At 60.0% G+C, this 18,272-nt stretch carries 17 protein-coding genes and 1 pseudogene; 13 read left to right on the top strand and 5 right to left on the bottom strand.

What is annotated here, in order from left to right; all coding sequences use genetic code 11:
* The first annotated feature begins 106 nt into the window (after positions 1 to 106).
* On the top strand, positions 107 to 814 hold the full coding sequence (locus ACR809_RS12075) for a glycosyl transferase (RefSeq protein ID WP_122051278.1): 708 nt from the start codon (positions 107 to 109) through the stop codon (positions 812 to 814).
* Positions 815 to 1,210: 396 nt separating this feature from the next.
* Entirely contained in the window at positions 1,211 to 2,926 is a 1,716-nt protein-coding gene (locus tag ACR809_RS12070; protein WP_122051277.1) for an ABC-F family ATP-binding cassette domain-containing protein, read from the top strand.
* A 37-nt stretch (positions 2,927 to 2,963) separates the two neighbouring features.
* Here the strand turns inward: ACR809_RS12070 and ACR809_RS12065 are convergent, their stop codons facing one another.
* Both ACR809_RS12065 and ACR809_RS12060 read right to left on the bottom strand, forming a co-directional pair.
* The gene (locus ACR809_RS12065; protein WP_004184175.1) at positions 2,964 to 3,917 is read right to left on the bottom strand and encodes a bifunctional helix-turn-helix transcriptional regulator/GNAT family N-acetyltransferase; all 954 of its coding nucleotides are present in this window, start codon (positions 3,915 to 3,917) and stop codon (positions 2,964 to 2,966) included.
* 167 nt (positions 3,918 to 4,084) lie between these two features.
* Positions 4,085 to 4,684, bottom strand: a complete 600-nt coding sequence (locus ACR809_RS12060) for an inorganic diphosphatase (RefSeq protein WP_009307786.1) — start codon at positions 4,682 to 4,684, stop codon at positions 4,085 to 4,087.
* A 252-nt stretch (positions 4,685 to 4,936) separates the two neighbouring features.
* Between ACR809_RS12060 and adhP the strand changes: the two genes are divergently transcribed.
* The 7 genes from adhP to ACR809_RS12025 all read left to right on the top strand — a co-directional run bounded on the left by adhP (position 4,937) and on the right by ACR809_RS12025 (position 13,239).
* Complete coding sequence (gene adhP / locus ACR809_RS12055) at positions 4,937 to 5,947, top strand: alcohol dehydrogenase AdhP (protein WP_002906221.1); 1,011 nt, start codon at positions 4,937 to 4,939, stop codon at positions 5,945 to 5,947.
* A gap of 169 nt (positions 5,948 to 6,116) precedes the next feature.
* Entirely contained in the window at positions 6,117 to 7,739 is a 1,623-nt protein-coding gene (locus ACR809_RS12050) for a TIGR04028 family ABC transporter substrate-binding protein (protein WP_122051276.1), read from the top strand.
* A gap of 10 nt (positions 7,740 to 7,749) precedes the next feature.
* Positions 7,750 to 8,694, top strand: coding sequence for an ABC transporter permease (locus ACR809_RS12045; RefSeq protein WP_048990728.1), 945 nt, complete (start codon positions 7,750 to 7,752; stop codon positions 8,692 to 8,694).
* Positions 8,691 to 9,539: an ABC transporter permease gene (locus ACR809_RS12040; protein WP_122051275.1), complete on the top strand. Its 849-nt coding sequence runs from the start codon at positions 8,691 to 8,693 to the stop codon at positions 9,537 to 9,539. The genes ACR809_RS12045 and ACR809_RS12040 overlap by 4 nt, the downstream gene beginning before the upstream one ends.
* On the top strand, positions 9,536 to 11,152 hold the full coding sequence (locus tag ACR809_RS12035) for a dipeptide ABC transporter ATP-binding protein (RefSeq protein ID WP_004189869.1): 1,617 nt from the start codon (positions 9,536 to 9,538) through the stop codon (positions 11,150 to 11,152). Before ACR809_RS12040 ends, ACR809_RS12035 begins: the two co-directional genes overlap by 4 nt.
* Positions 11,152 to 12,138, top strand: coding sequence for a putative FMN-dependent luciferase-like monooxygenase (locus tag ACR809_RS12030; RefSeq protein WP_162992538.1), 987 nt, complete (start codon positions 11,152 to 11,154; stop codon positions 12,136 to 12,138). The genes ACR809_RS12035 and ACR809_RS12030 overlap by 1 nt, the downstream gene beginning before the upstream one ends.
* Positions 12,139 to 12,147: 9 nt before the next feature.
* Positions 12,148 to 13,239: an alkylhydroperoxidase domain protein gene (locus ACR809_RS12025; RefSeq protein WP_004151235.1), complete on the top strand. Its 1,092-nt coding sequence runs from the start codon at positions 12,148 to 12,150 to the stop codon at positions 13,237 to 13,239.
* A 6-nt stretch (positions 13,240 to 13,245) separates the two neighbouring features.
* Here ACR809_RS12025 and araJ read toward each other — a convergent pair whose 3' ends face one another.
* Positions 13,246 to 14,400, bottom strand: a complete 1,155-nt coding sequence (gene araJ / locus ACR809_RS12020) for an MFS transporter AraJ (RefSeq protein ID WP_002906449.1) — start codon at positions 14,398 to 14,400, stop codon at positions 13,246 to 13,248.
* Positions 14,401 to 14,664: 264 nt separating this feature from the next.
* On the opposite strand from araJ, the gene ACR809_RS12015 reads away from it, so the two are divergent.
* The 4 genes and pseudogenes from ACR809_RS12015 to ACR809_RS12000 all read left to right on the top strand — a co-directional run bounded on the left by ACR809_RS12015 (position 14,665) and on the right by ACR809_RS12000 (position 16,678).
* Entirely contained in the window at positions 14,665 to 15,105 is a 441-nt protein-coding gene (locus tag ACR809_RS12015) for a VOC family protein (protein WP_004176000.1), read from the top strand.
* A gap of 67 nt (positions 15,106 to 15,172) precedes the next feature.
* Positions 15,173 to 15,991 carry a polyphosphate kinase 2 gene (gene ppk2, locus ACR809_RS12010; protein WP_004180084.1) on the top strand — a complete coding sequence of 273 codons (819 nt, stop codon included), beginning with the start codon at positions 15,173 to 15,175 and terminating at the stop codon, positions 15,989 to 15,991.
* A gap of 178 nt (positions 15,992 to 16,169) precedes the next feature.
* Positions 16,170 to 16,355, top strand: a complete 186-nt coding sequence (locus ACR809_RS12005; RefSeq protein ID WP_004175994.1) for a hypothetical protein — start codon at positions 16,170 to 16,172, stop codon at positions 16,353 to 16,355.
* Positions 16,352 to 16,678, top strand: a pseudogene (locus tag ACR809_RS12000) (CcdB family protein). Before ACR809_RS12005 ends, ACR809_RS12000 begins: the two are co-directional and overlap by 4 nt.
* A gap of 52 nt (positions 16,679 to 16,730) precedes the next feature.
* On the opposite strand, the gene fdnI reads toward ACR809_RS12000, so the two are convergent.
* Positions 16,731 to 17,387, bottom strand: coding sequence for a formate dehydrogenase-N subunit gamma (gene fdnI, locus ACR809_RS11995; RefSeq protein ID WP_002906457.1), 657 nt, complete (start codon positions 17,385 to 17,387; stop codon positions 16,731 to 16,733).
* A complete protein-coding gene (gene fdxH / locus ACR809_RS11990; protein ID WP_004143747.1) occupies positions 17,380 to 18,264 on the bottom strand; it encodes a formate dehydrogenase subunit beta in 885 nt (294 codons plus the stop codon). Before fdxH ends, fdnI begins: the two co-directional genes overlap by 8 nt.
* Positions 18,265 to 18,272: the final 8 nt, after the last annotated feature.

The following is an 18,272-nucleotide window of genomic DNA, read 5'->3' as shown; positions in this document are numbered from 1 at the left end:
TTTTCCGCCTATATACATTCATCGTAAAAATATAAAACGGATAGCATTTGCCGCGCGCCCTCCGCTGTGCAAAATAGTTGCCTCTCCCCTCACAACGGAATGTGAAATGCAAAAATTAATCCCAGGCACAAATAAAACAATCGCTATTCTGATCCGTGTTATTTTATTGCTTACGGGCGGGTCCGCCATCATCGCCGGCCTGTGCCTATTTGGCGGCGATATGTGGATGCTCACCCCGCGCGCTGAGCAGTATCAGCCCGCCACTGGCGATCTGGTGGATGTCGTCATCTATGAGCCGAGTAAATTTTTCTTCGCCCTGCTCTACGTGTTTATTATTACCCTGGTCTGGCTGTTGGCGGTACGTAAAATCCCCTGGCGGCCGATACAGCATCCTATATTACCGCTGATGGTACTGATTGCCGCCGGGATATTTATTTTCCTCCACCCGGAGGTCACCCCGGGTCGGGATGCCAGTATTCAGTACGGTAAACACAACATTTCTTACACTGCCATTTTCTGGAGCAAAACTAATTCAGCTCGACATGTCACTCAACCCTCTAAATATGAAATTTTTGTTGAAGCGAAAGATCCCCGCTGGCTTATCGACAGAAACAATCTTGGCCGCGCCTGGCGCTGTGAAGTCAAGCGGCATACCCAGTTTTACACCCTGTCATTCAATGAGGGCTGGTTTCCGGACGGCGATCCGCAGGTCATGGCCCGCCAGTGTACTCAGGTAAGCGATCTGAATGCGCTCAGTGAAACGGCAATCATGATTGCCCGCCCGATCGCCACCGTCCCTGTAGAGGCACCGTAAATGAGCCAGCAAAAAAATGGTTCTGCAACCATGTTCTGGCAAACACATAAGCCCTCTGCGCCAACCCGGCATCGTAGACAAAGGCGGCGCAGGTGAAAGCTGGCGGGGCCCCCTGCCAGTTTTGTCACTGGCGTCGCTAGCCTTTCCCCACTACACTGCCAGCACCCACCCACTGACTGAATAAAAAAGGAGGCCCCCCATGCTGTATTGTGAAATGTTTATTGTTTCACATGCTTTAGGCAATTGCGCCAGCTCAAGCGTTATCGGTATCGTGCTGCGATAACTATGGCTTGAGCGAAGACTCTTCACGCAATCCCTTCTCTCCGGCTTACCGGGTTATCGTCAGCGAGTTTTGACGAGGCATTTGCATGCCTGTAACTCTTGAGTAAGTTGACTATGAGTACATTACTAACTGCCCATGCGCTCCACGTGGAGACGGCTTTTGGGCCGCTGTTTAACTCCCTCTCCTTCACCCTGAAGAAAGGCGACCGGATCGGTCTCATCGGCCATAATGGTTGCGGCAAAAGCACCCTGCTGCAGGTGCTGGACGGCACCCTCGCGCCCACCTCGGGCAGCGTCTCGCTTGCCGGTCAGTGTCTGATGGCCCGCGTTGAACAGCATCTGCCGGAGGCGCTGCGTTCGCAGTCGCTGCTGCAGGCGGTGCTGGCCCCATTACCCGCTGATGTACGGGAAGCGCAGCGCTGGCTGGCCGAACGCCTGCTGGCGCAGATGGGCTTTACCCCGGCGGTGATGGAGCAGCAGACCGCCACCCTGAGCGGCGGCCAGCACACGCGTCTGCTGCTGGCCCGGGCGCTGATCCGCCAGCCTGATCTGCTCTTGTTGGATGAGCCGGGCAACCATCTCGATCTGCCCACCCTGCTGTGGCTGGAAAGCTTCCTGCAAACTTGGCAGGGGAGCTTCGTACTGGTGTCACACGACAACACCTTACTGGATGCTGTAACTAATGCGAGTTGGATCCTCCGTGACCAGACGCTACATTGCTTCGCCTTGCCCTGCAGCGCTGCCCGTCAGGCACTGCAGGAGCAGGATGAAAGCGCCGCGTTACGTCATAAGGCGGAGCAAAAAGAGATCGACCGGGTCAGCGCCAGCGCCCGGCGGCTGGCCACCTGGGGTCGGGTCTATGACAATGAAGATCTCGCCCGCAAAGCCAAACAGATGGAGAAGCAGGTCGCCCGCCTGAAAGACGAGCAGACCGAGCTCAGCGTCGGCCCGCCGTGGCGCCTGGTGTTACAGGGGGACGCCCTGCCGGCCGACCGCCTTTTGGAGATGGACACCCTTCCCGTCTCGCCCGCGCCGGGTCAGCCATTCCTCTTCACCACCGGCGTGGCGCGCCTGCGCAGCGGCGATCGCGTGGCCATCATGGGACGTAATGGCGGCGGCAAATCGTCCCTGCTGCGCCTGCTGTGGCAGCAGATGAACAACGCATCGCCTCTCCCGGGGCTGCGCCTGCATCCCCGGTTGCACCCCGGCTACTATGACCAGACGCTGGCGCAGTTGCCGGACGAGGCCAGCCTGCTCGAGGCCCTGACGCCGTTTGCCCCGTCGGCGGACACCCGTAAACGGGCGCTGATCGCCGCCGGGTTTGGCTGGGCGAGACATAGCCAGAAGGTCAGCACCCTCAGCGGCGGCGAGCGATCGCGGCTGCTGTTCGTTGGCCTGTCGCTGGCGCGCTACAGTCTGCTGCTGCTGGATGAACCCACCAACCATCTTGATATGGAGGGTAAAGCGGCGCTGGCGCAGACGCTGCGCGATTACCCCGGCGGCGTGCTGCTGGTCAGTCATGACCGCCAGCTGATTAGCGAAAGCTGTAACCGCTTCTGGCTGATTGACAGCGCCGGGCTAACGGAGTGGCACAGCCTGGAGGAGGTCTATGCCCGTCTGCAGGCCGTGGCGCCCGCCCCGGACAGTCGGCTCGCTTTGCAGAGTACACCCGCCGGGGCTGACGATGATGAGGAGGCGCTGCTGGCGCGGCTGATTGACCTGGAGCAGTGGCTGGCTGACGACATGGCCCGTAAGCCAAAACATCAAAAGCCGTCACTGCAGGCACAGTGGCAAGAGGAGATTGCCCGCCTGCTTAACCAACTGACGTAATCTCCATGTCCCCCCCACCGGCTAAGGCGCCACGCCCTTAGCCGATGTTTCCGGACCGGGTAAACTGCTGCTCGGTCATTACCTTTCCCCACTGCTCCCCCTGCCATTCGCGGATTAACGTGAAGCCAAAGGATTCATACAGTTTGCGGGCCGCGTCCAACCCTTTAAAGGTCCACAGCTGCACCGCGCTAAACTGGCGACTATCGCAGAAAGCCATCGCCTCGCTGAGGAGCCGCCTGCCAATGCCGGTTCCCCGGCAGCTGTCATCGAGAATGAACCAGCGCAAATGCGCCTCCTGCTGGCCGAGGTCCTCGCCATCGATAGCCAGCGAGCCGACGATTTTCCCTTCGCGGATCGCCAGCCAGATCTGGTTGGCCGGGGAGGAGAGCCGGGTGGCAAATTCCGCTACGCCGCTGGCGACCTTGCCTTCAAAAAAAGCGCCAAAGTCATGATGACGGGCGTAATACTCCCCGTGCATCTGGGCTATCCGGCCGATCATCCCCGGCTGGTAGCCGGTCATCAGCGAAATTTGCGGAGCCGTATCCGCGAGCGCGCTATCCCGACACTGCGCCAGCGCCCGGGCATAGGCCGCCAGTCCAGTGGCGACAGTTTGCTGCTGCGTCTCATCCAGATGGTCTAACGCCTCCACCACCTGACGGGTACCCCAGGCGTTAATTTTCGCCACCGTATCGTGCCCCTTTGCCGTCAGGGCGAGTGATTTCGCGCGCGCATCCTCCGCGCAAGGACGCTCCTCCAGCTCACCGGCCGCCAGCAGACGAGAGACCATCCGGCTGACGCTTGATTTTTCCAGTCCCAGCAACGTGACCAGCTGCGCGGCCGTCATCTCCCCCCTCATCGATACCTCAAGCAGGGTGTGCACCGCCGAAGGTGAATAATGGGTGGCGGCCAGCGTGGTGCTCATAAAGCCCAGCTCGCGCACCATTAACCGCGAGGCGGTACGAATCTGTTGGATTAAGGGGGTATCAGGCATGGCGGCGGGTCCAGAAAATGAAATGGTTGTACAATACAACTATTACCTTCATCCTGCGTCAAGATGCAATATGGTGGGATAAGCGTTGTCGTGTGACGTGTGATTTTGCCGCCACATGGATCGTGAAAGCGAATGCCGCGGGCGCCGGCCAGCGCCCGCGATGAATATTATTGCGGGTTCTTCGCCTTCCAGGCCTCCCAGGCCGATTTGATCTCCTGCTTCGCGGCCGCGGCGTCATTAAAGCCGGCCAGCTCGACCTTTTTACGCCCCTCCGGCAGTTCTTTATAGACCCGGAAGAAGGCCTCCAGCCGCTGCTGTTCTATTTTCGGCAGATCGGAGATGGTCTTGATGTCGTCGTAGGTCGGGTCAATTTTACTGGCCGGTACGGCGATGATTTTGTCGTCTTTCTCACCGCCGTCTACCATCTTCAGCACACCAATTGCCCGCAGCTTAATCAGCGTGCCCGGGGCCATCGGCGCGCGGGTATAAAACACCACGTCCAGCGGGTCGCCATCCCCGGCCAGCGACTGGGTCAGCGAGCCGTAGTTCGCCGGGTAGGCCACCGGCATCGACTGAAAGCGGTCGGCGACGATAAACCCCGTTTTAGCATCGGTTTCGTACTTAACGATCCCGCCCGTCGGGATCTCAGTGACGGCGTAAAATTCTTCCGGGTTGTTTTCCGGCTGGGGAAATTCCAGCACATTGTGGGCCTGGGCGGCGGCGGACAAAAGCAGACCGGCGGTGAGGATGGTTTTTACCAGATGCATTGTTGTATCACTCTGTTGTTATAAGAAATTGATGCGCAAAACAATAGATTCGAGTGATGACAAAAACATGACCATTCAGCGTCAATATTATTACCTACCAAATATAGCGATGTTGTCTGAATTTTGTGCTATCCCTGTAGCAAAAAGCCACATTCTGTACTAAGCGCCTTGTATTTTACCGCTCAGCGTCTAATCCTTATTGGGTACTATTGCATTAATTAAGTTAATCAATTCCCCCACAAGGAGACAGGCATGAAGGCAGCTGTTGTTACCCACGACCATCAGGTTAACGTCACGGAAAAAACGCTGCGCCCGCTGGAATACGGCGAAGCGCTGTTGAAAATGGAATGCTGCGGCGTGTGTCATACTGACCTGCACGTGAAAAACGGCGATTTTGGCGATAAAACCGGCGTCATTCTCGGCCATGAAGGGATCGGGGTGGTACAAAAAGTCGGCCCGGGCGTCACCTCCCTGAAGCCGGGCGACCGCGCCAGCGTGGCGTGGTTCTTCGAAGGCTGCGGCCACTGCGATTACTGTAACAGCGGCAACGAGACGCTCTGCCGCTCGGTGAAAAACGCCGGCTATACCGTCGATGGCGGCATGGCGGAAGAGTGCATCGTCACCGCCAACTACGCGGTAAAAGTTCCGGACGGCCTCGACTCCGCCGCCGCCAGCAGCATCACCTGCGCGGGCGTCACCACCTACAAAGCGGTCAAGGTCTCCCACATCAAACCGGGCCAGTGGATCGCCATCTACGGCCTCGGCGGGCTGGGTAACCTCGCGCTGCAGTATGCGAAGAATGTGTTTAACGCCAAAGTGATCGCTATCGACGTCAACGACGGACAGCTGGAGCTGGCGGCCTCGATGGGCGCCGACCTGACCATCAACTCCCGCAATGAAGATGCGGCGAAAGTGATTCAGGAAAAAACCGGCGGCGCCCACGCTGCGGTAGTAACCGCGGTGGCTAAAGCGGCCTTTAACTCGGCGGTGGATGCCGTTCGCGCCGGTGGCCGCGTGGTCGCGGTGGGCCTGCCGCCGGAGGCGATGAGCCTCGATATTCCGCGTCTGGTGCTGGACGGCATCGAAGTGGTCGGTTCGCTGGTCGGCACCCGTCAGGATCTGGTGGAAGCCTTCCAGTTTGCCGCCGAAGGCAAAGTGGTGCCGAAAGTCACCCTGCGTCCGCTGGAAGATATCAACGCTATCTTCAAAGAGATGGAGCAAGGTCAGATCCGTGGCCGTATGGTTATCGATCTGCGTAGCTAATCACCCGCGCCTCTCCCGTCCGGGAGAGGCGATCCCCCTGGCACGTCCTCTCGCTTCCCAACCCGGGAAGTAAATGCAATTTCCGCAAATGCTTAGCGCAATTCCTTGGTTCCTTTGTTTTTAGCCGCGCCCGATGATGGCAACACAATAGATAACAAAGGAATTCACCATGCATCGTCATTTTCGCCTGCCCGCGCTGGCCGCGCTGTTTCTCACCGGCGCCTTTTCCGTCTGGGCCGCCGACACGCCGGTTAAAGGCGGCACCTTAATTTATCTGGAGCAGCAACCGCACACCAATCTCTATCCGCCCGCCGGCGGCTTTTACCCAAATGGCGGGATTCTCAATCAGATAACCGACAAGCTCACCTGGCAGAACCCGAAAACGCTGGAGATTGAGCCGTGGATCGCCGAGAGCTGGACCAGCAATGCCGATAAAACCGAGTACACCTTCCACCTGCGCAAAGGGGTCACTTTCTCAGATGGCACACCGCTGGACGCCGCCGCCGTCGCCAAAAACTTCGATACCTATGGTCTGGGAGATAAAGCCCATCGTCTGCCCGTCTCGGAGGTCATCAATAACTACCAGCGCAGCGAAGTGATCGACCCGCTGACGGTAAAATTCTACTTCAACAAGCCGTCGCCGGGCTTCCTGCAGGGAACCGCCACCATCGGCTCCGGTCTGGTATCTCTCAGCACCCTGCAGAGTAATTTTGAAGAGCTGGGCGATGCCCGACATATTATCGGCTCCGGCCCCTTCGTCGTGCAGGATGAAAAACCAGGCCGCGAGCTGACGCTGGTGGCGCGCAAGGATTACCAGTGGGGGCCGAAAAACATTGCCCAGCAGGGGCCCGCTAACCTCGACGGCATCACCTATATTGTGACGCCGGAAGACAGCGTGCGTATCGGCGCGCTGCTGGCAGGTCAGGCGGGCTTTATTCGCCAGGTGCAGGCCTACGATGAAAAGCAGGCTACCGATCAGGGATTTAAGATCTACGCTGCCCCTACCCGCGGGGTCAACGACAGTCTGAGCTTCCGCCCGGATAACCCACTGGTCGCCGACCTGCGGGTGCGTCAGGCCCTGCTCCATGCCACCAACGCCAGGCAGGTGGTGGAGACGCTATTCTCCGCTAACTACCCGCAAGCCACCTCCGTGCTGGCCAGCTCTGCCGCCGGCTATGTCAATCTCAGCGATAAACTCACCTTCGACCAGGCCAAAGCCCGGCAGTTGCTGGATGACGCCGGCTGGAAGCCCGCCGCCGACGGTATTCGCAGCAAAGACGGTCAGCGGCTGGCGCTGACCGTCTATGAGTCGCTGCCGCAGCCGCAGAATAAGGAAGTGCTGCAGCTGATCGCCCAGCAGTGGCGCCAGGTGGGTGTGGCGTTGACGGTCAAAGCCGGGGATGCCGGTAGCCGTACGCTGGATAACCTCGACCCGCAGAAAACCCCGCTCACCGTCTCAGAAGTGGGCCGCGCCGACCCGGATGTGGTGAAAAGTATGTTCTTCCCCAACAACCGCGATGCGCTGCTGCAGAAAGGCGGCTCCAGCGATAAAGTGCAGCGCTTCCGCGATGATAAGCTCAATGACCTGCTTACCGGCATCTCCGCGGCGGTAGAGCCGCAGCAGCGCTTGCAGTTAACCGGTGACGCCCAGCGCTATCTGATCGATAACGCCTATGTGATCCCTATTTTCGAAGAGCCGCAGGTGTTCGCCGGCGCGCCGTGGGTCAAAGGCGTCAGCTTCGAGGCCGTCGGTCGTCCGTCGTTCTACGGCGCGTGGCTGGACAAGCACTAAGAGGCCGGTTATGAGCGCTTATCTTCTGCGACGATTCGGCCAGGGGCTGCTGGTCCTGTGGGCGGCCTTTACCCTCACCTTTTTCCTGCTGCAGGTCCTGCCGGGGGATGCGGTGCTGATCAAGTTTCAGAACCCGGACCTTGGCCTGAGCCCGGCGCAAATTGCGGAGATGCGGCTGGCCTACGGCGCCGATAGCCCGCTGTGGCGCCAGTACCTGCACACGCTGCTGGCGATGCTGCACGGCGACTTCGGCTATTCCCTGCAGGCGGGTCTGGCGGTCAGCAGTCTGATTGCCAGCAACCTGCCGGATACCTTAAGCCTCGCGCTGCCGGCCTTCCTGCTGGCCGTGGCGCTGGCGTTCGCCCTCGCTTTCGCCTCGCGGCTGCCGGGGCTGCGCTGGCTGAGCAATTTTCTGCAGTCGCTACCGGTGCTGTTTATCTCTCTGCCTACCTTTTGGTTGGGTATCGCCCTGATCCAGCTCTTCTCGTTTCAGTTGCGCTGGATCCCGGTGATCAACCCCGGTCCACTGGAAGGACTGATTTTACCGGTTATCGCCGTCGCGCTGCCCATTTCCGCCCCACTGGCGCAGCTCCTGATGCGCAGCATGGATCAGGTGGCGGTTCAGCCCTTCGTCGCGGTCGCCCGCGCCAAGGGCATGAGCGAAACGGGCGTCCTCTGGCGCCATGTGATGGGGAATGCCCTGCTGCCGGCGCTGAATATTGCCGGGCTGCTGCTCGGCGAACTGATTGCCGGGGCGCTGATCACCGAGACCGTCTTCGGCCGCAGCGGCCTCGGCCAGCTGACCCAGCAGGCGGTCAATAACCAGGATATCGCCGTACTACAGGCGGTGGTGATGATCTCCGCCCTCGGTTTCGTCCTGATCAACCTGCTGGTCGACCTGGTCATGCCGCGACTGGACCCCCGACTCCATTTACAGACCGGAGGTGCGAAATGAGCCTGGTCGACTATACCATCGCGGTTCGCCGCCGCCCGGAGTGGCGTAGAGTGCGCCTGCAGCCTGGCCTGTGGCTGGCGTGGGCGGTGATGATCGCCGCCCTGTTAATGGCCATTGCCCCACAGTGGTTTACCTCCGCTAACCCGCTGGAGGGGATCCCCGGCGCTCAGCGCCTGGCGCCGCAGGCGCACTACTGGCTGGGTACCGACCAGCTGGGGCGCGACCTGTGGACGCGGGTGGTTTACGGCGCGGTGCATTCCCTGTCGGCGGCGCTGATCGCCGTCGCCATCGGCCTGGTGGTGGGTACCGCCCTTGGCACCCTCGCCGGGGCGCTGGCCGGACGCGTGGAATCCACCATCATGCGCCTGGTCGATGTCCTGCTGGCTATCCCCTCCCTGCTGCTGCAGCTCACGGTGATTATTCTGCTGGGTTTCGGTACGGTAAATGCGGCGGTGGCGGTTGGCGTCGCGGCTATCGCCAGCTTCGCGCGCCTGGCGCGAGCAGAAGTGGTGCGCGTGCGCCACAGCGATTACGTCGAGGCGGCCCGGGGCAGCGGTGGCACTTTTTTCGCCGTCTTCTGGCGCCATATTCTGCCCAACGCGCTCACTGCGGTGCTTGCTTTCGCGACGCTGCAGTTCGGTCAGGCGATGTTGGCCCTGGCCACCCTCAGCTTCCTCGGCTACGGCACTCCGCCGCCGGTCCCGGAGTGGGGACTACTGATCGCCGAAGGTCGCAATTACCTGTCAACCGCCTGGTGGCTGACCACCTTCCCCGGCCTCGCCGTGGTCGCCGTGGTCCTTGCCGCCAATCGTCTTAGCCGCCAGTGGAGTGGAGCACGCCCATGACCGTTTTGTCCGTTGAAGATCTACGCATCAGCTACCGCTCGCGGGGCGAATGGCGCGAGGTGGTGCACAACATCAGCTTTTCCATCCAGCGCGGCGAAATGCTGGCCTTCGTCGGAGAATCCGGCTCGGGGAAAACCACCACCGCGCAGGCCATTATCGGCCTGCTGGCGGATAATGCCCGCCGGGATGCCGGGCGGATTGTCCTCAATGGCGAAGTGATTAGCGACTGGTCGGATAAACGCCTGAACCGCCTGCGCGGAGTGAGCATCAGCCTGGTCCCGCAGGATCCCGGTAATTCGCTCAACCCGGTAAAAACCATTGGTCAGCAGGTGGAAGAGATCCTGCGGCTGCATCAGTCCCTCTCCGCCGCTGAGCGCCGACAGCAGGTTCTTAACCTGCTCGCTAAAGTCGGTCTCAGCCACCCGGAACAGCGTTTTGACCAGTATCCGCATCAGCTGTCTGGCGGGATGAAACAGCGGGTGCTGATAGCCATCGCCATTGCCCTGCAGCCGGATCTGATTATTGCCGACGAGCCCACCAGCGCCCTCGACGTCACAGTGCAGAAGCGCATTCTCGACCTGCTCGATATCCTGCGTCGCGAGTCGGGCACCGCCGTGCTGTTTGTCACCCACGATCTGGCGCTGGCCGCCGAACGCGCCGACCGGATCATGGTGTTTCGCCAGGGAGAGATTCAGGAACAAGGCGCCACCGAGGCGATTGTCCAGCGTCCGCAGCATCCTTACACCCGCCAGCTGCTCCACGACCTGCAGGATGCGCCGTTGAGGCTAACGGCGGCGCGTCACCGGCCGCTGGCCACGCCGGCCATTCGCGTGGAGGGGATCAGCAAACGCTTCTCGCTGGGCAAACAGGCGCTGCAGGCGCTCGACAGCGTCAGCTTTGAGGTCAGACGCGGCAGCACCCATGCGCTGGTGGGCGAATCCGGCTCCGGGAAAACCACCCTGGCGCGGATCCTGCTGGGCTTTGAGCGCGCCGACGCCGGACAGGTCACCATCGACGGTATTGACGCCGGGCATCTCAGCCGCGAGGCACAGCGTCAGCTGCGGCGCAAGATCCAGTTTGTCTACCAGAACCCCTTCGCTTCGCTCGACCCGCGCCAGACGCTGTTTGCGATTATCGAAGAGCCGTTAAAAAACTTTGAGCGCCTCAGCGCGGCGACGCGTCGCCAGCGTGTGGAGAGCGTTGCCGCCCGGGTGGCCCTGGCCCCCGAGCTGCTGTCGCGTACGCCGCGGGAGCTTTCCGGCGGCCAGCGCCAGCGGGTGGCGATTGCCCGGGCGCTGATCCTCGAGCCGGCGATACTGGTCCTTGACGAAGCGACTTCGGCGCTCGACGTCACCGTTCAGGCGCAGATCCTCGCCCTGCTGCAGCAGCTACAGCAGCAGCTGGGTCTGAGCTACCTGTTCATTACCCACGATCTGGCGACGGTCAGGCGGATCGCCGACAGCGTCACGGTTCTGCGCGCCGGCCAGGTGGTGGAGCATGGCGACGTAAACCGCCTGTTCGCCGCCCCGCAGCAGGCCTACACCCGCGAACTGATCGCCGCCATTCCCCAGGTTTCCTCCCGCTTAGCACAGGCCCACACGGAGAACGCATAATGCCTAAACGCCTCGGTTTTTTTACCCGTCTGCTCGATCAGGGCTCCGCGCAAACGCGCTACCGGCTGGCGGCCGAACAGATCCGCCACGCGGAGCGTTTGGGCTTCGACAGCGCATGGATTGCCCAGCACCATTTTCATGAACAGGAAGGCGGCCTGCCTTCACCGCTGGTGTTTCTCGCCCACGTCGCGGCGCAGACCGACCGGATCCGCCTCGGTACAGCGATTATCACCTTGCCGATGGAAAATCCGCTGCGCGTCGCCGAAGACGCAGCGGTACTGGATTTACTCACCGACGGACGTCTGGAGGTGGGTTTTGGCTCCGGCGGCACGCCAACCTCGTTTCTGCCCTTCGGCCTGACCAGCGAGCAGCGCGGGGCGGCGTTTGCCGACCATCTGCACCTGATCCATAGCGCCTGGCGCGGCGACACGCTGAGCCACCCGGACAACCGTCTCTATCCGCCGGCGCCGCAGTTGGCGGAGCGTATCTGGATCGCCACCTTCTCTGCGGAGGGCGCCATCCGCGCCGGTCAGGCGGGACACGGGCTGATGCTGTCCCGCACCCAGCCACGGCCACCCGGCGAGCCACGTCTGCCGCTGGACGCCATTCAGAACCCGATCATTGACGCCTACCTGGCGGCGCTGCCGGACGGCGTTGCGCCGCGGATCCTCGCCTCGCGCACCGCCTTCGTCGCCGACAGTCACGCCCACGCCCTGCAGGTCGCCGAGCCCGGTCTGCGCAAGCAGGCGACTCAGCACCGGGCGGCGGGTCATACGATAGAAGGTGACAGTGTCACCGACCATCTGCAACAGCTGGATGCCCACGTTGGCGATCCTGAGCATGTTATTGCCTCCCTGGCGCAGGACAGCGTGCTGGCCCGCGCCACCGATATTTCGTTTCAGGTGCACTCGGTCGAGCCTTCGCACCGGGATACGCTGCGTTCCATTGAGCTGATCGCTCAGCATATTGCCCCCCACATCAGATAAGGAGTCCCCATGACGCTGAGTCAGGATATTCTGGCCGAACTGGCGGAGATCGCCCCCGGTTCCCCGCTCGATCAGGCGCGCGCCGTCCGCGATGCCGCCACCCGTCACGCCCAGGGAAGTTATGAAGTGCTGTTCCGCCAGCAGGACGCTGACTTTCCTCTTGATGAACGCTTCGCGGTGGCCGCAAAGGTGGCGAAACTGCACCAGGCGGACGCGCTGGCGGCGCACTATGCCGGTTTCGGCCTCGCCGATCCGACCACCGATCGTCTGGTCCCGGCGCTGGCCTTTGCCCGCCTGCTCACCTTCACCCCCGTTGAAGCCACTCCCGGCGCGCTGCACACTTTAACCAGCGCGGGCTGGAGCCTGCGGGGCATCGTCACCCTGGCGCAGCTGGTAGCCTTTGTCAGCTTCCAGAGCCGACTGCTGCTGGGCCTGCGGGCGCTCAACCATAAGCCCATCGTCAGCGCAGATACGCCGCTGGTCGCCGGATACTGGCATACCACCCCGTACGCGCAGAGCGGCAAAGCCGCCCCGGTTCGCTTCACCCGCGACGAGCTGCACTGGGAACCCTGGCTGGCCGATAAACCGCTGGCGGAATTCAACGCTGAAGAACAGGCGATTCTGGCCAAATATGGCCATAGCGACTCCCCCTACTTTCGCCTGCTGGCGCGCAACCAGCCGGTGCTGGAGCAGCGGACCCTGACCGATAAGGGCATTTTCTATACCGCGGGAGGATTGCCGCGCGCCGAACGCGAGCTGGCCGCCACGGTCGCCAGTAAAATCAACGGCTGTATTTACTGCGCCTCGGTGCATGCCCGCAAAGCGGCGCAGCTGGCGAAGGACGAGACCGCCGTCGACACGCTGCTGGCGGTGACGCCGGGAGAGGATCTGCGCGACGGGCAATCGCCGCGCTGGCAGGCGGAAATCGACGCCGCCGCCGCGCTATCGGTGACGCCACCCGCATTAAACGCCGATCATCTGGCGGCGCTTGATGAGCAGGGCTTAGATACTCTGGCCCAGCTGGATCTGCTGCAGTCCGCGGCCTTTTTCGCCTGGGCCAACCGCCTGATGCTGACCCTGGGCGAACCCTGGCGTGAGTAGGCGTCGTTAGTAAGCTTGTCGCCGCTGATGACAGCCATAGATGAGCAAGGCGCTCATCGCCAGAAACGACAGCGCGGCGGCGGGGAGCGCCACGCTGTTCCAGCCAAAGCCCTGGGCGATCATCATTCCGCCGCAGAAGGCGCCGATGGCGCTGCCGAGGTTAAAGGCGATCTGTCCCCCGGCCGCCCCCAGCATCTCGCCGCCTTTGGCGTTCTGCAGCAGCAGGATCTGCAGCGGCGCTGACAGGGCGAATAGTCCCGCGCAGCAGAGAAACGCCAGCGCCAGCGAAGCGACTTTCTGTTCACCGAAGGCAAAGATCAGCAGCAGCGTCACGGCAATGACCCCGTCGGTCATGGCCGCAATGCGCAGCGGGCTGTAGCGCCCGGAAATTTTGCCGCTGAACAGATTGCCGACCACCATTCCCAGCCCCGCCAGCATCATAATCAGCATCATCTTGCTTTCAGCAAAGCCGGAGACGTTGAGCATAAAGGGCTTGATATAGCTGAACCAGGCAAACACGCCGGCGTTACCGAACATGGTGGCGGCGAAAATCAGCCACGGCGCCGGGGAGGCCAGAAAACGGAACTGCTCGCGCAGCCGCGTGCTGGCCCGGTCATAAAGCGTGGGCACCCAGCAGAAGATCGCCAGAAATACCGCCACGTTAAATACCGCGATAAGCGCAAAGGTATAGCGCCAGCTGAAGTGATGCCCAAGCCAGGTGCCACCCGGGACGCCAACCAGGTTAGCGATCGTCATGCCGCCAATCATCCCCGCCACCGCGGCGGTCACCTTCCCCGGCGGCGCGATTTTCGACAGGATAATCGCGCCGACGCCAAAAAACGCCCCGTGGGGAAACCCGGAAACCAGCCGGCCAAGCGCCAGCATGGCGTAGCTACTGGAGAAGGTAAACAGGGTATTGCCGAGAATACACAGGCCAGCCAGGAACAGCATCACCGATTTCAGGGAAAACCGGCTGGAGAGCAGCGCCATGATCGGCGCGCCGATCACCACGCCGAAGGCATACCAGGCAATCATATTGCCGGCGGCGGGAATGGATATTCCGACATCGTGCGCCATATCCGGCAGCACGCCCATAATGCCAAACTCCGCCATGCCAAGTCCAAAGGTGCCCAGCGCCAGTGAAAAAATCGTTTTTTTCATACATCTTATAGGGGTATTGAGAGCCGGCCGGCATTATTTACTATCCCGCCCCGACACACCAGCTAAAAACGCCCGACGGCAGTTTCCTCCATACAACAGCCTGATTCGTTCATGTTCCCCAGCCGCGTGGCATACCGGCGGCGTGGTTTCGCAGTAACAATCCCCTATCAAAATCAGTGAGCTCAAAGAGATAAACACCTCATTGATCTCAAGTTAACTTGAGGTTGTAAAGTCAAAACATCGTTCACCTTGGGAGAATTATCCATGCATAGTGTTGATGTCGGTTTTACTCATGTCGCCTTTACCGTCCGCTGTCTGGCCAGCAGCATCGATTTTTATACCCGCTATACCGCGATGACCGTCATACACCAGCGCGAGCCCGACCTTCCCTCGGCGCGGAAAGTGGCATGGCTCAGCGACCGCACCCGGCCTTTCGCCCTGGTGCTGGTGCAAAGTGACGATCCGGCCGATACGCCGCTGGGACCGTTCGGCCATCTCGGCGTCGCCTGCGCCACCCAGGCCGAGATCGATGAGAAAGTGGCCCTCGCACGGCGGGAAGGTGTTTTACGCCGGGAGCCGGAGCAGCTGGGCGATCCGGTGGGCTATTTCGCTTTCTTTGCCGACCCGGACGGTAACACCCTGGAGCTGTCGTGGGGGCAGCGGGTGGGACTGGAAGTCATCCTGGCGGGAAAACCCGGCGAATAATTTTCCACCGCCTCGCCGGGGGAGGATTACACTTCAAAGGGATACCTCGGCAACACGGAGCATGGCGATGGGCAACAAGAAAAGCGGTAATCCGGTCGACACGGCGGCAAAAATCGCGCCGCTCGACAACAAAGCGTACGAGAAAGCGCTGCGCAAACTCCACGTTGAGCTGGTGAAACTGCAGCGCTGGGTGGTACACAAAGGACTGAAAGTGTGCATTGTCTTTGAAGGCCGGGACGGCGCCGGGAAAGGCGGCACCATTAAGGCCATCACCGAGCGCGTCAGCCCGCGTATCTTCCGGGTCGTCGCCTTACCCTCGCCCACCGAGCGCGAAAAAAGCCAGCTTTACTTTCAGCGCTATATCAAGCATCTCCCGGCGGCCGGCGAAATCGTGATTTTCGATCGCAGCTGGTATAACCGCGCCGGCGTCGAACGGGTGATGGGCTTTTGTACGCCGGAGGAGGTGCAGAAGTTCCTCGACGGCGCGCCGATGGTGGAGCGCGGCATGGTCGAATCGGGCATTATTCTGCTCAAGTACTGGCTGGAGGTCTCTCCGCAGGAGCAGGAGCGCCGTCTGCGGGATCGCATCGACGACGGGCGTAAAATCTGGAAGCTCTCGCCGATGGACATTAAGTCTTTCAACCGCTGGGATGAATATACCGCTGCCCGCGACGCCATGTTCGCCGCCACCGATACCGCCTGGGCGCCGTGGTTCGTCGCCCGCTCGGAGGATAAAAAGCGCGTGCGTCTAAATATCATCACCCATCTGCTGTCGCAGATCCCCTATGAAGCTTTACCGGTGGAGCCTGTGACGCTGCCGAAGCGCAAAATTGGCAAAATGAAACAGACTAATTTTCCTTTCCGCTTCATTCCAGAGAAGTTTTGATTATTTCCCGTCGCGCTGGTTAATGCCAGCGCCAGGTTTATTACCATAACCATGAATATTTCAGGCTGTTACTTCCCACTGGAAGCTGCTTCGCAAAATAAATATTAAACTTACTGCTGGTATTTATTTTTTAGTGGGTAAAGTAAATAATCACAGAACCAACCGCAAGGAGCCTATGATGAAAAGTAATACGCTACGTAAAAGACCCACTGACGTACCCGTCCAGAAGGCGTCAGAACAGCCAGGTAAGGATTTACGAGAAGCAGATAAACAGCGACAGCACAAGGAATTCATTGCCGCAATGAATGAATTTATTGCAAAAGGAGGCACTCTTACTGATGATGAATTTTTCAGGGTGCTATGATGCTTGAATAATTCAATGTTTATCGAAATTGTTCTGCTCAGACAAATAAAACCCTGCCATATTATATGATCGTGCAGAATGATTATTATGCAGACCTGGCCACGAGAGTCATTATTCCTTTAATGCGACCACAACAATTACCACGCTGGCATCAGCATGCCGTACCAAGGATAAATATAGAATTTGACAGCTTTTTACTTTGTACGCCAATGAGCAGTAACTTAAATAATAAACGGATCCCGCCACAGGGTTTCGTCTGCAATCTGAGTCATGCGCGCCAGGGCGTTATCGATTCAATCGATACACTTATCACGAACTGCTGACTGCCGGGAACCCGCTCCGACATCTCCGGAGCGGGTTTCGCGCCGTGAAGGCTTACTTCATCCCTTCACGACTCTCTTTCATCGCTTCCAGGCGTTCGACATCGCGATACCAGCGCGGGTGGTGTTTCTTCGCCCAGCGGCGGCTCACCTTGCCTTCAATCATTCCCTTAATCGACCCCTTCACCCAGAACGCCATATACATATGGATAAGGATGGCGTGGATCAGAATGATGGCCGACGTCGCATGAATCAGCAGGCTATAGCGAATCACCTGCATCGGGAAATATTCCGCAAAATATGGGCGCCAGATAATCACCCCGGTCACCAGCAGCACAAATATCATGCTCATGATGGTCCAGAACATCATCTTCTGCCCGGCGTTATACTTACCGACGCGCGCCACCTTATGCTCGTTGCCTTTCAGCACCTCGACGATGCCTTTCAGCCACGGAATATCCTGTTTATCAGGGATGTTGTGGTGGACAAAGCGCACGAACATAAACATCAGCGCGACAAAAATCAGCACCCCAAAGAACGGGTGCAGAATACGCCCCATCTGCGGCGTGCCGAAGGTTTCCGTTAGCCACTGTAGCGTCGGAAAGAAGAACGATATTCCCGACAGCGCCACCAGGAAGAAACAGATAACCACCGTCCAGTGACAGGCGCGATCGATAAACGTCGTGCGCACAATCATCTTCGATTTACTCATCATGCTTCTCCTCGTCGTCGTCAACTTCCTTGTTCGGCCCGATACCGATGTAGTGGTAAATCAGCCCGGCGAAGGTGGCGATAAAGCCCGCTGCCGCCAGCGGTTTCAGCGCCCCCTTCCACAGACTGATACTGGTATCGATCTGCGGTTCCTTCGGCAGCTTGTGATACAGCTCCGGCTGGTCGGCATGATGCAGGACGTACATCACGTGGGTGCCGCCGACGCCCGGCGGGTTGTAAATCCCGGCGTTGGCATAACCGCGTTTTTTAAGCTTAGCCACCCGCTCCTCGGCCACCTCCAGCATCTCTTTCTTCGTACCGAAGTGGATCGCGCCGGTAGGACAGGTTTTCACGCAGGCCGGCTCCTGGCCGACGCTGACCCGATCCACGCACAGGGTGCATTTATAGACCCGGTTATCCTCTTTATTGAGGCGCGGGACGTTAAACGGACACCCCGCAATGCAGTAGCCGCAGCCGATGCAGTTTTCCTGCTGGAAATCGACGATGCCGTTGGCGTACTGAATAATCGCCCCGGCGGACGGGCAGGCCTTCAGGCAGCCCGGCTCTGCGCAGTGCATACAGCCATCCTTGCGGATAAGCCACTCCAGTTTGCCGTTCTGTTCGGTCTCGCTAAAACGCATTACCGTCCAGGATTTGGCGCTGAGATCCGCCGGGTTGTCGTACACCCCGACGCAGTGCCCCACGTCATCGCGGATGTCATTCCACTCGGAACAGGCAACCTGGCAGGCTTTACAGCCCACGCAGGAGGAGACATCGATAAGCTTGGCGACTTCCGCTTTATAGTCCCGCGCGCGCGGCGCGGGGGTGATCGGGTTGGTCGCGGAGCGTTTAATAATGTCTTGGGTTTCCATCGCCATTGAATCGC

This window comes from Klebsiella sp. CD33 (assembly GCF_051992865.1).
GTDB lineage: Bacteria > Pseudomonadota > Gammaproteobacteria > Enterobacterales > Enterobacteriaceae > Klebsiella > Klebsiella pneumoniae.
The sequence above is the reverse complement of the archived record's forward strand: the minus strand, read 5'-3'. Positions and strand labels throughout refer to the sequence as shown.